The sequence below is a fragment of the Streptomyces odontomachi genome (assembly GCF_024435355.1).
Taxonomy (GTDB): domain Bacteria; phylum Actinomycetota; class Actinomycetes; order Streptomycetales; family Streptomycetaceae; genus Streptomyces; species Streptomyces odontomachi.
In genome coordinates this window covers 150,416-162,728 of sequence record NZ_JAMJWG010000001.1, presented here as the reverse complement: position 1 = coordinate 162,728, position 12,313 = coordinate 150,416, and the positions used below count along the sequence as shown (strand labels likewise).

At 72.5% G+C, this 12,313-nt stretch carries 12 protein-coding genes and 1 pseudogene; 9 read left to right on the top strand and 4 right to left on the bottom strand.

Annotated elements, in window-relative coordinates:
* Positions 1-24 precede the first annotated feature (24 nt).
* Entirely contained in the window at positions 25-873 is an 849-nt protein-coding gene (locus tag NQO67_RS00685; RefSeq protein WP_255945234.1) for a helix-turn-helix transcriptional regulator, read from the top strand.
* A gap of 59 nt (positions 874-932) precedes the next feature.
* On the opposite strand, the pseudogene tpg reads toward NQO67_RS00685, so the two are convergent.
* The 3 genes and pseudogenes from tpg to NQO67_RS00670 form a co-directional block, all read right to left on the bottom strand.
* Positions 933-1,184 (bottom strand): annotated as a pseudogene (gene tpg, locus NQO67_RS00680) (telomere-protecting terminal protein Tpg); the annotation flags it as partial.
* Positions 1,185-1,313: 129 nt separating this feature from the next.
* Positions 1,314-2,156 (bottom strand): alpha/beta fold hydrolase, encoded by an 843-nt coding sequence (locus NQO67_RS00675; protein ID WP_255945233.1) that lies wholly within the window; start codon positions 2,154-2,156, stop codon positions 1,314-1,316.
* Between the two features lie 4 nt (positions 2,157-2,160).
* Entirely contained in the window at positions 2,161-2,448 is a 288-nt protein-coding gene (locus NQO67_RS00670) for a hypothetical protein (RefSeq protein ID WP_255945232.1), read from the bottom strand.
* Between the two features lie 595 nt (positions 2,449-3,043).
* Between NQO67_RS00670 and NQO67_RS00665 the strand changes: the two genes are divergently transcribed.
* From NQO67_RS00665 to NQO67_RS00630, 8 genes are all read left to right on the top strand, one after another.
* Entirely contained in the window at positions 3,044-4,018 is a 975-nt protein-coding gene (locus NQO67_RS00665) for a DUF4129 domain-containing protein (protein ID WP_255945224.1), read from the top strand.
* Complete coding sequence (locus NQO67_RS00660; RefSeq protein ID WP_255945222.1) at positions 4,015-4,551, top strand: hypothetical protein; 537 nt, start codon at positions 4,015-4,017, stop codon at positions 4,549-4,551. The genes NQO67_RS00665 and NQO67_RS00660 overlap by 4 nt, the downstream gene beginning before the upstream one ends.
* Before the next feature lie 65 nt (positions 4,552-4,616).
* Entirely contained in the window at positions 4,617-5,624 is a 1,008-nt protein-coding gene (locus NQO67_RS00655) for an AAA family ATPase (protein ID WP_374118878.1), read from the top strand.
* Complete coding sequence (locus tag NQO67_RS00650; RefSeq protein ID WP_255945218.1) at positions 5,621-6,964, top strand: DUF58 domain-containing protein; 1,344 nt, start codon at positions 5,621-5,623, stop codon at positions 6,962-6,964. Before NQO67_RS00655 ends, NQO67_RS00650 begins: the two co-directional genes overlap by 4 nt.
* Positions 6,961-7,563: a hypothetical protein gene (locus NQO67_RS00645; protein WP_255945216.1), complete on the top strand. Its 603-nt coding sequence runs from the start codon at positions 6,961-6,963 to the stop codon at positions 7,561-7,563. The genes NQO67_RS00650 and NQO67_RS00645 overlap by 4 nt, the downstream gene beginning before the upstream one ends.
* A 126-nt stretch (positions 7,564-7,689) precedes the next feature.
* A complete protein-coding gene (locus NQO67_RS44105) occupies positions 7,690-7,920 on the top strand; it encodes a hypothetical protein (protein ID WP_308295602.1) in 231 nt (76 codons plus the stop codon).
* 534 nt (positions 7,921-8,454) lie between these two features.
* A complete protein-coding gene (locus NQO67_RS00635) occupies positions 8,455-9,519 on the top strand; it encodes a LacI family DNA-binding transcriptional regulator (protein ID WP_255945214.1) in 1,065 nt (354 codons plus the stop codon).
* Positions 9,516-10,529 (top strand): sulfatase/phosphatase domain-containing protein, encoded by a 1,014-nt coding sequence (locus tag NQO67_RS00630; RefSeq protein ID WP_255945212.1) that lies wholly within the window; start codon positions 9,516-9,518, stop codon positions 10,527-10,529. The genes NQO67_RS00635 and NQO67_RS00630 overlap by 4 nt, the downstream gene beginning before the upstream one ends.
* A 177-nt stretch (positions 10,530-10,706) precedes the next feature.
* Here the strand turns inward: NQO67_RS00630 and NQO67_RS00625 are convergent, their stop codons facing one another.
* Positions 10,707-12,299: an alpha-amylase family glycosyl hydrolase gene (locus NQO67_RS00625; protein WP_255945210.1), complete on the bottom strand. Its 1,593-nt coding sequence runs from the start codon at positions 12,297-12,299 to the stop codon at positions 10,707-10,709.
* Positions 12,300-12,313 lie beyond the last annotated feature (14 nt).

Here is a 12,313-nt window from a genome sequence, read left to right as displayed (position 1 = left end):
ACCGGCCTCCCGCACCCTGGAGAGGTGAACCGAGCCGAACTCGCTGACTTCCTGCGCCGCGCCCGCGCCCGCCTGGACCCCTCCGACGTGGGCCTCACGGCCGGCGCCCGGCGCCGTACGCCGGGGCTGCGCCGCGAGGAGGTGGCCCAGCTGGCCGGCATGTCCGTGGACTACTACACGCGGATGGAACAGTCCCGGAGCCCGACCCCGTCCCGCCAGATGCTCACCGCGCTGGCCCGCGCCCTGCGCCTGACGGAGGACGAACGCGACCACCTCTTCCACCTCACCGGTGAACAGCCGCCGCGCCGCGAGGCGACCAGCACGCATGTGCGCCCGGGCCTGCTCCTGGTGCTGGACCGGCTGCACGACACCCCGGCGATGGTGGTGACCGACTGCGGTGAGGTCCTGGCCCAGAACGCGCTGTCACGGGCGCTGAGCGGAGACGTCCTCGCCCGCCCGCCCCGAGGACGCAACATGATCCGCCGCTTCTTCCTGGACCCGACGGCCCAGGAGCTGTTCCCGCCCGAGGACCGCCCCGAGCGCGCCCGCGAACAGGTGGCCGGCCTGCGAGCAGTGGCCTCGGCCCGCCCCACGGACCCCGAACCCGCCGCCCTCGTAGCCGAACTACGCGCCACAAGCGAGGAGTTCACCCGCCTCTGGGACGAACACGAGGTCGCCGTGCGCCGTGCCGCCACGAAACGCTTCCGGCACCCTGCGATCGGCATCCTCGAACTCGACTGCGAGGTCCTCGTCAACTCCGACCACAACCAGCAGCTCGTCATCCACACGGCCCGCCCGGGCACGGAGTCGTACGAGCGCTTGCAGCTGCTGCGGGTGGTGGGCTTGCAGGACCTGACGCCGGCGGACCCCTGACCGTGCGCGCCTTCGAGGACGCTCCCTGCCACCGCGCCTCGCCCACGTGACCGGACGTGGTCGAAGAGGCGCTGTGCGTACGCCGGAGGGAGGTGCACGGTGAGGCGGTGCACGGTGAAGCGGCGGAAGCGGCCGTCGTCGGTCGTGCCGATCGGCGCGGTGTAGCCGAACCGGGCCCTCGTCTCCACCGTGATCCCGCCCGTGGTGGCCGCCTGGCGCCGCCGGCGCCTGCGCACCTGCGGCTGCCAGCGCTGGCCTACCGCGTCGTCGATCTTCCCGGTCGGCCCGCTCGACGGCGTCCTCGATCTCCCCCCACCGCCTGCTCCCCTTCGTCCAGGACGGCGTCGCCGCCCTGGATGTGCCGGACCGGGTCGAGGCAACGCCGGGTCGACGTCCTTGTGGCGCTCATCGCAGCGCGGAAGGCGCGGTCGTCGCGTCCTCTACCCGAGCGCGAGCATCGCCTCGGCGACCTCGCCGGCCGCCGCATCGGGGATCGCTGTGGCGGCGTCCTCGAGGACGAGCAGCCGTGCCCCGGAGATCTCGCGCGCGATCGTTTCGCCGTTGCCGACGGGGAAGAACCGGTCGCGGCGGCCGTGGACGACGAGCGTGGGGACCGCGATCTCGTGCAGACGCTCCCGCCAGCGGGGTTTGCAGTCGAGCCTGGAGAACACCATGCCCATCTGGTTGGCCATCTGGACCGGGGGTGCGGTGCCGGGCGTGCGGTCCCAGACTCGCGCGGCGATTGCGCGCGCGGCGGCGGGGTCGTCGCCGAGGATCTCCGCGCCGGTGGCCGCGAACTCTGCCACTGCCTCGCGGTCGGTCCAGTCGGGCATCGGATGCGCGAACAGCCGGCTCATCGTCGCCTGGTCATGGTCGGGGAGGTCATCGTCGGGTGGGCCAGGGGCAACCGCGCGGGTGCCGACCAGGGTGAGCGCCGAGAACGCGCCCGGGTGGTCGAGCACGGCCACCTGGGCGACCATTCCGCCGACGCCGATCCCCGCGAGGTGCGCGGGCCCGCCCCCGAGCGCGTCAGCAAGGGCCGCCGCGTCGGCGGCGAGGTCGCGCAGGGTGTAGGCGGGCGCCTCCGGGTCCATCGTCGTCGACCCCCCGCTGTCGCGCAGGTCGTAGCGCACGACGCGGCGACCTCCGGCGGCGAGGCGCTCGCACAGCGCGTCGGGCCAGGAGAGCATCGTCGTCCCGCCCGCGAGCAGCACGAGTGGTGCGTCGTCGTCGCCGAACGACTCGATGCCCAAGGCGATCTCATTGGCGTTGACTGTGGTCATCGGATCACCCCAGGAGGCCGTAGGTCAGGTGCGTCGCGGTCGGTGTCGGGGGCACGCTCCGCCGCGCCAGCGTGCGCGGCACTGTGCCGGTGAGCAGTGGCGCCCCGGAACCCGGCACCGGGGGCGGGAGGTGCAGCGTCAGCGCGTCGACCGGCCCGGCGTTGCGCGCCGGTCCCATCGTGGCGCCGCCTCTGAGGACGACGTCGGGGTTCTTGCCGCTGTCCGGGCCGGGGGCAGGCCCGGTGACGAAGCCGTCCAGGGAGATCGAGCTCTCAGCGATGATGCGAGTCATGCCAGGACAGACCCGATCCGCCGCCCAAACTCATCGCTCACGTCCGAAGCGTGTGCCGGACGCGCCCGAAGCGGCACGTCGGACGTACCGCAAACGGTCGACCCCGGATTGCCTCAGATGCGCGTTTGCACAGGTCAAAGGGTATGGCCGCGTCGGCAGGCGGAATGGCCGCCCGAAGCTCGCGGCGGCCGAGTAGGACGCTCAGTCCCACGGGGCAGTCGCCGAAGGGGCGCGGCCCTGGCCTCGAAAATCGAACAAATCGGTACGCCGCCAGGCGCGGCGCACTGCTCGCCCAGGCCGGCCGGGGCACTCCCCCGGATGGGCCGAACCTTCGTAGGAGGGCGCCGTCAGTGGGTCAATCAGCCTGCCGCAGGTCGATCAGACGGACCGCGAGGTGCCGATGGCCGCCGCGTGCAGCGGCCAGCTTGGGTGAGCGGCGACCTTCAGCCATGCAGCCGTGCACCGTGCAGCCCGGGCCTGCGCCCGCTCGTCGATGCCGCCGTCCCCCGGCCTGGACCGGACGAGTCCGGCGGGCACCGACTGACACGCCGCCGACTGGTGTGCGAAGCTGCCGATCACAAGGGAGGGGGCGGCGGTGGGGCGGGAGCGTACGACGCGCGGGCGACGGTGGCACAGCACGATCGGCACCGCACAGGCCGCGTTGACGGTGTTGGTGGTGGGCGGAGCGGCCCTGGGAGCACTGCTGCTGCACCCCGACACGGGACTGTTGGCCAAGGGCCGCGGGCCGCTCGGCGGCAATCCCGTCCTCGTGGTCGGCCTCGCCCTGCTGTCGCTCTTCGGCGGCTTGGCGCTGCGCGAGAAGTACCGGGAGCAGGTCGGCGCCGCCCGGGAACTCAACCCGGTGGAACAGCGGGTGGTCGACGCCGTAAGCCATGTCCTGCTGGCCGCGGTGCTGGTCGTCCCGCTGCTCGTCCTGGTCCTGCACCGGTTCGGTTCGTCCGGCAGCGACCACCGGGGCGGGCACGAGTCGTTGCCGCCCAGCCCGCGGCAGGAAGGGGTGCCCAGCCTGCCACCCGCACAGCATGCCGGGCGCGCTGACCACAGCATGCACTTCGGGCTCATGCGCATCCTGCTCGGTCTCGGCGTCGCCCTGCTTGTCGTGGTCCTCGTGATCGCCGGGCTGCACCTGTGGCGGTATCTGACCCGGCCGCCGGCGCTCGAAACCGCGGCGACGTACGCGACGCTCGACGACGAGCAGGAACGCCTGGCCCAGGCCGTGGACTCCGGGCGCCGTGCCCTGCTGGACGGAACCGACGCCCGCGCAGCCGTCATCGCCTGCTATGCCGCCATGGAGAAGTCGCTCGTCGAATCCGGCGTGACCCGGCGCGCCTCGGACAGCCCGCAGGACCTGCTGGAGCGGGCCGTCACCGCCGGCCTGCCGATGGGGGCGGCCGCCACCGAGCTCACCGCCCTGTTCCGCGAGGCCCGTTACTCCACGCACCCGATGGACGGCAGCCACCGTGACCGGGCCGCGGCCGCGCTCGCTGCGATCGCCGACGGCCTGCGCTCGCGGACGTCCGGGCCCGAAGCCATGACGAGTGCCTCGTGAAGGCGGCCACCCGGATACGGGCCTTCGTCGGCTCCGTGCGGCCAACGCCCGGTTCCGTACGTCACTCGCTGGCCGCCTTGGGCATCGTCGCGGTCGGGGCCGAAGTGCTACTCGCCCTGGCCGACGGTGCCGCCGCGGCCGCCGCCGGCCTCGCCCTCATCACCGCGGTCGCGCTGGTCCTGGGGCGCTATGCCGCAGGCGGCGGCGCCCAGGACAGCAGCTATCGCGGGCCGGTGCGCCTGCTGGGCGGCCGAGCCCCGGCGCTGGGCGCGTGGCGGCGCATCGTGGCCAGGACCCTGGCGGACGACGGCGAAGCGCACTTCGACACCGTCCTGCGGCCACAGTTGCAGCGGCTGTTCGCCGCCCGGCTGGCCGAACGGCACGGCGTGGCGATGTACCGGAACCCGCAGCGGGCCAGGTCGCTGGTCGGAGCCGACCTGTGGCCGTGGATCGATCCTGAGGCGACCGCTCCGCAGCCCACTCTCCCCGAGCCCGTCCTGCGCTCCCTGCTCGACCGCCTGGAAGCCCTATGACCGATGGTGCTGCGCCCGACCCCCGCAGCCCGCGCATCCCGACCCCGCCCCGTGAGGAACCGACCGTGACCAGCCCGCACCCCATACCGGACCACGACGCCCTGACGCCCCGACAGGCGGGCGAGAGGGCCGCGGCCGTGCTCGACGAGATCCACACGGCCGTGGTCGGCACGACGGAACCGCTGGCACTGGTGATGCTCGGCATCCTCGCCGGCGGCCACGTCCTCATCGAGGACCTGCCGGGACTCGGCAAGACGCTGCTGGCACGCTCCTTCGCCACCACGCTCGGCCTGGACTTTCGCCGCATCCAGTTCACCCCCGACCTGCTGCCCTCCGACGTCACCGGAGCTCCGTTCTACGACCAGCGGACCGCCGACATGGTCTTCCGGCCCGGACCGGTCTTCACCCACCTGCTGCTCGCTGACGAGATCAACCGCACCCCGCCCAAGACCCAGGCCGCGTTGCTGGAGGCGATGGCCGAAGCCCAGGTGTCCATCGACGGCAGCACCCGGTCGCTTCCGGAGCCCTTCGTGGTCGTCGCCACCGCCAACCCGATCGAGTACGAGGGCACGTACACCCTGCCCGAGGCCCAGCTCGACCGGTTCCTGCTGCGGGTTCGTATGGGATATCTGACGGCGCCCGAGGAGGCGGGCATGCTACGCGCGCGCCTCGACCGGGCGGCGCCCGAAGCCGTGCTGCGCACGCTCAGCAGCCCGGGCGAGGTGCTGGCCATGCGAGCCGCCGTCGAACGTGTCGAGGTGGACGACGACCTGCTGGAGTACGTCATCGCGCTGGTCCGCGCCACCCGGGCGCACCCGCAGATCCAGGTCGGCGCCTCTCCGCGCGGCGGCCTGGCCCTGGTGCAGCTCGCCCGCGCCCGTGCCCTCCTGGACCTGCGGGACTACGTGACCCCGGAGGACGTCAAGTCCGTGGCGGTGCCGGCCCTCGCGCACCGCGTCACCCTGAAACCGGAGCTGTGGGTCCGGCAGATCGACGGCGACGACGTGATGCGCGAGATCGTGCAGTCCGTGCACGCCCCGCAGACCTTGCCGCGCACGCCAAGCGCGTCATGACGGGGCCCGTGCCGGCCCGCAGAGCTGCCGCCGCCGTGCAACGGGCCCTGGACGGCCGCCACGGCGTGACCGCCCCACCCCCGCCGCCCCCGCTGGGCTGGCGCGCCGGTGAACGCGCCCTGCGGCTGGGCACGTTGGTCGTCGTCGCGCTGGCCGCCGCGCTGGTCACCGGGCGCCCCTGGGTACTCGCCCTGGCCGCCGCGCCCCTGGTGCTGCTCGCCCTCGCCCTGCCGAGCGGGCCGCGCCCGGAGGCGGTGACGGCCGAGGCCGAGGTGGAGCCGCGGCGGTGCTTCGAGGGCGAGCAGGTGACGGTGCGGATCACGGTGTCCTACGACGGTGCGCCCGGCCGCCTGGACCCCGGCGTCACCCTCGGTCACGGGGTCCGGCTCGACCATCTCGCGGTCGGCCCGCACCGCGTCGATCTCCTCCTGGCCGTGCAGCGCTGGGGCCGCTGGACGCTCGGCACGGTCGACGTCGACGTCTACGACAAAGGCGGGCTGGCCCGGCGCACCGTCCGGGCCGAACTCGGAGAGGTCGCCGTCTTCCCGCTGGCCGCACACGCCGGCCTCACGCCCATCCCGGTCCGGCTGCCGCAACGGCTCGGCGAGCACGCTGCGGAGCAGCGCGGCGAGGGCGTCGAGGTCACCGGCGTGCACCCGTATGTGCGCGGCGAACGGCAGCGGCGGATCCACTGGCCGGCCACCACACGCCGCGGCACCCTACAGGTCCACCAGTTCGCCGCGGAGCGCACCGCCGACACCGTGGTACTGCTGGACGCGCTCGCCGACGTGGTCGACCCGGTCACCGGCACGTCCTCGCTCGACGAGACCTTCCGGGCCGCTGCCGGGCTGGTCCGCGCCTACCTGCGCACCCACGACCGGGTCGGCGTCGTGTCGGTGGGGGGCGCGACCCGCTGGCTGCAACCGGGCAGCGGCCAGGGGTACTTCTACCGCATCGTCGAGAGCGTGCTGGAGGTCCGCAAGGACCTCGCATACCGTACGGAGGGACTCAGCCGGCTCCCACTGCCCGCGTTGCCCGAAGGAGCGCTGGTGTACGTCATCACGCCGCTGACCGACCAGCGGATTTTCGACATCCTGCACCAGGTGCGTGGACGGGCCAACCCGATGGTCGTGGTCGAGGTCGCCACCGGCGACCCCGTCGTGGAACCCGGCGACACCGAAGCCGAACTCGCGCTGCGGCTGTGGCGGGCCGACCGCGACGCCATGCGGTTCGCCCTGGTGGAGCGCGGCATCGCGGTCGTCGCCCATCGGCCCGGTGAGACCCTCGACCTTGCCCTTGCGCCGCTGCTGCGCACCCGCATCCACGGGGGGACCCGATGACCACCGCCCCCACCCGGATCGCCCGGCCAGGCCGGCGCCCCGCTGGCAGCCGTGCCGCCCTGCTCTTCGGACGTCTCACCTCCCGCATCACCGACCGGCTGCTCGGAACGGCTCTTGCCGTGGCCGCCTGCAACCCGCCGGCCGCCCTTTACGCACCGCTACCGGTCAAGGTGCTGGTGGTCGGGGCGGCGGCGGCCGCGTGGTGGGCCGCGCCGATGGTGGACGCGCGCCCCGTCTCGACCGCCATGCGCTGGCGGAGCATCGCGGCCCGTCGCAGGACGACCGTGCTGCCGGCCGCGGCGATCGTGGTCGCCGCGGCCACCGGCCCCGCGCTCTGGCTGGTCGTCTGCACAGCCGTCCTGCTACTCGCCTACCTGCTCGTCACCGACGCGTGGACGGCCGGTGTCACCGCCCCGCCCAGCCGCCCGCAGACCACACCCGCCCTGACGGCCGCCGCCGCGACCGCAGCAGTACTGCTGGCCGCCCAGGCGCCGGTCGCTGGCACCTCATGGGCACGTCTGCCCGCCTCACTCGCCATCGCCGCGACCACGGTCTGCCTGGTACTGGCGCTGCGCACCCGTCGCAACCCGCCCGGCTGACCGCGGGGACCACTGGCGGTCCGGTCCTCATCTCGGCGATCCCAGCGACACCGCCGACACCACCATGCCGCCGGAGCCGGTGGAGTACCTGGCCGAGCAACCGGACATCGATGATCCGTCTTCGCGGTGGACCAGGACCGGGACCAGGACCAGGACCAGGACGGCGAGTATCCCCAGTTGTTCGACGCGAGCCTCGCGGATATCGGGATCGAAGTGGTGCTCACCGGTATCCGCATGCCCGGAATGCACGCGATCACGGAACGCTGGGCACGCACCTGCCGCCGCGCACTACTCCACCCACCGGTCCAGCGCCCACCGCTCGGGCAGCGCGAAACCACGCATGCCGCTGCCGTGTGACGATCGCCGGCACCAGGGCGAGCGCGGTCGGGCAGCGGGCGATGAGGCTGCCGGTGCAGCGGCCGTCCGTCCGCCTCGACCGCGTGACGCTCGCGGTGGTCGACCGGGGCGAACCGCGGGGAACCGCGCTGCTTGCGGTGACACGCCTGATCGGCCTGGTCCGGGATGGTGCGGTGGACACCTCGTCTGCGCAGCGGGCGCGGTTCGTGCGGGAGGGCGTACGTCTTGCGATCTTGTCTTGCCATCTTGTCCACACGCACCCGTCGGGGCGGATACGTGACCGGCCCACTCCGCAACGGGGCACGCGAACTTTCCCCAGCACGCCCTCGGACCGCGGCGAGTCGCCACGCCGTCCAGCCGTCCGCCCTCGTCACTGACGACCTGCTGACGACCTGCTGTCGGCCTGCTGACGACCTACGAAACCCCGCTGCCGCCGTACAGGATTCACACCTAAGCTGAATGCGCTTTCACGAGTGTCCGCACCGTATGGCACCATCGCGGCACAGACACGGTCAGGAGAGGTGACTCGGCCAGATGAGCACGCCCACGGTGTACGACGTCGCAGAGCGGGCGGAGGTGTCCATCGCGACGGTGTCGCGCGTCTACCGCAACCCCGACTCGGTGCGCAAGGAGACGCGTGAACGCGTCCTCGCGGCCGCGCGGGACCTCGGGTACGTGCCCAGCGGCAGCGCGCGCGGCCTGGCCAGCCGCTCCACCGGAGTGCTCGGACTGTGCTACCCCGACTTCCACGACAACGAGGCGGACAACTCGCCGACGGCCGACTCCGGGGAGTTGACGCTCTACTCCGACGAAGTCGTGCGCGGCATGGAGCGCGCCGCGCGGCGGCACGGTTACGCCCTGCTGATCTCCGCCGCGCACGCCGACGAGGCGGGACGGCGCCTCACGGAGGTCGCCGGACGCGTGGACGGGCTCGCCGTGCTGGCCCAGCCGATGCGCGCCGACGACCTGGACGTGGTGACGCGCCGGATCCCCGTCGTGATGCTGGCCGGGGAGCGCTTCGACGGCTTGGACCATGTCGAGGTGGCCAACTTCGACGGCGTCCTGGAGCTCACCCGTCATCTGCTGCTGGCGCATCGGTTGCAGCGTCTCGCCTTCGTGGGCGGCCCGCCGGACTCCCCGGACGGCGAGGGACGTTTCCGCGGCTTCCAGGCGGCGCACCTGGAGGCAGGGCTGCCGCTGCCCGAGGCGCCCGACGCGCGTGGCGACCTCACGCAGGCCGCGGGACGCAAGGCGGTCGCGGAGCTGCTCGACGCTGACCGGGGCACCGCACAGCGGCCGCAGGGCCTGGTCTTCGCCAACGACCAGATGGCGGTGGGAGGACTGCACGCCCTGGTGGAGCGCGGCATCTCGGTTCCGCGCGACATGGCGGTCACCGGGTTCGACGGCATCCCGCTGAGCCGCCTGGTGCGCCCGACGCTGACGACCGTACGGCAGCCGATGGGGCAGCTGGGCGTCGCGGCGGTGGAACTGCTGGCGGCCCGCCTGGCGAATCGTGAACGGCCACTGGAGTACCGGCAGTTGCCCGTCTCCGTGACGCTGCGCGAGAGCTGCGGCTGCCCTCCGCCCCCGGCCCTGTGAGCCGCTTCGTCGCGCGCGACGGTGCACGCCAGTACTCCGGCTACGTCACCGACATCATCACCGAGCTGGCCCTGAACTGGCTCGACAAGCGGGACCCGGACAGGCCGTTCGCCCTGCTGATCCAGCACAAGGCCCCGCACCGGGCGTTCGAGCCGGCTGAGCGGCACCGCCATCTCTACGAGCACGTGGACGTCCCCGCGCCGGCGACGCTGCACGACGACTACAGCGAGCGCGCACGGGCGGCGGGCGAGGCCGAGATGCGGATGAGTGATCTTCAGCCGCAGGACCTCAAGGCGCCCGTGCCGGCAGGGCTTTCTCAGCGCGCGGAGCGCGAGTGGCGCTACCAGCGTTACATCAAGGAGTACCTGCGGGTCGTCGCCGCCCTCGACGAGAACGTGGGCAGGGTCCTGCACTACCTCGACATCACCGGGCTCACCGACGACACGGCCGTCGCCTACACCTCGGACCACGGCTTCTACCTGGGGGAACACGGCTGGTTCGACAAGCGGTTCATGTACGACCCGTCCCTGCGCATCCCGCTCGTGGTCCGCTGGCCGGGCGTGGTGCAACCGGGTTCGACCTGCGACGAGCTGGTCATCAACGTCGACTACGCACAGACCTTCCTCGACCTGGCGGGCGCGCCGGCGCATCCACGGATGCAGGGCCGCAGCCTGCTGCCGCTGCTGCGCGGCGAAGTGCCCGACGACTGGCGGCAGTCGATGTACTACCGCTACTTCGAGCACCTCGACGTCTGCCACAACGTGCAGGCGAGCTACGGCATCCGCACCCACACCCACAAGCTGATCCACTACCCCGGCCACGGCTCCGGCCAGGTCGGCGCCAGGGACGAGCGGCGCACGCCCGAGTGGGAGCTGTTCGACCTGGTCGCGGATCCGGACGAGCTGCACAACCGCCATGCCGACCCCGAGTGCGCGCAGCTCGTGAAGCGCCTCACCGAGGAACTCACGGCACTCCAGTTGCGCTTCGGGGACACGCCCGAGCACATCTGACGTCGTGCTGACCGACTTCAACGGCTGGCTCGACACGACCCTCGGCGACCAGCTCGATGACCACCCTCGGGACCTTCGTGCGCGGCCGGTTCGCCCGCTATACCGTTCTGGCGCCGGGACGGCGTCCACCCCGGACGGAGCAGGGTCCGGGGCAGGCGCGAGCGGTGTCCGGAACGGTCAGGTGGCTTCGATGGTGAAAATGCCGAAGCCGAAGCCGCTGGCACGGATCCGGCCGTCGTCGACCTCGACACCGGAAGCCTCCACGGCGGTGGCGGCGCACGCTGGGGCAGTGCACTCGGCCGCCCCGCTGCGGGGGTTGACCACGACCAGAAAGCGTCCCCCTCGCACGTACACCAGGGGGTAGCCCTCGTGCAGCACCTCCGTGCCGCTTCGGGCGCCCAGCTCACGCGTGGCCTTGCGCAGCGCGATCAGCCGGCGGACCAGGTGCAGCAGAGAACCCTCGTCGGCGCGCTGCGCGGCGACCGTCGGACGGGCCGGGTCCGGGTCGAGCGGTAGGTACAGGTCATCGGTCGAGGCGGTGGAGAAGCCCGCGTTGGGCGAGTGGTCCCACTGCATGGGGGTGCGTGAGCCGGCCCGGTCGTAGCGCGGGCCGAGCCGGCTGCCCTCACGGGTCGGGGTGCCTGGGACGTACCGCATACCGATCTCGTCGCCGTAGTAGATCGCGGGAAGCGTGGGCCAGGTGAGCTGGAACACGAAGGCCGCGGGCAGCTGTTCGGCCGTGCGGGGCCCGCAGGCCAGCCGGGAGAAGTCGTGGTTGGCAGTGGGCAGGGAGATGAATCCGGCGTCGCCGACGGCCTCGGTGGTCTCGCGCCAGGCGTCGAGGAAGAGCCGGGGCGTGCCCTCGCCCTTGGCGCCGAAGTACGGCTCCAGCGGCGTCCATGCCTCGTTGACGGTGCCCTCCCAGTTGTTCCACAGCGAACGCAGCGGGAGGCCGTCGGCGCGGGAGCCGAACTGGAGGAAGAAGTCGGCGTGGAACCCGGCCGGCACTGCGTGCTTCGGGTCGCCCCACTCGGACAGCAGGGCCGCGTGGGGATGCTTCTCGTCCAGCCAGCCGCGCAGTTCGCGCCACAACCCGGCCGTCTCGGCGTGACCTGGGTCGTCCTTGACGAGAGAGGCGGCCATGTCGACGCGGAAGCCCGACAGGCCGAGGTTCAGCCAGTGGTCCATGATGTCGCGCAGCGCCTGACGGTTGGTTCGCGGTCCGTCCGCGTCGACGGGCACCCGCCAGGGCTCGTCGGGGTGCATGCGGGCGTGGCCGAAGTTCAGGGCGGGCTGGGACGCGAAGAAGTTGGGCTGGTAGAAGCCCGGGCGGCTGCCGGGCGAGGCGACGAACCCCTCGGGTGCCTCGGTGCTGTCGGCCCAGATGAACCGCTGGTCGGACGGGTCGTTCGCCGAGGCTTTGAACCAGGGGTGCTGGTCGGAGGTGTGGCCGGCGACCAGGTCGAGCAGCACGCGTATGCCACGGCGCCCTGCGGCCTCGGTGAGCCGGGTCAGGTCCTCGTTGGTGCCGTAGCGCGGGGCGACATTGAGGTAGTCGGCGACGTCGTAGCCGGCGTCGTTGAACGGCGAGGAGAAGCAGGGGTTGAACCAGACGGTGTTCACACCGAGCCATTCCAGGTAGTCCAGTCTGGCCTCGATGCCCGCGAAGTCGCCGATGCCGTCACCGTCCGAGTCGGCGAAGGACTGCGGATAGATCTGGTAGAGGACGGCGGCGGCGAGCCACTCGGTGGCGGGTGGGCGAGGGTGCATGAAAGGGGTTCCTC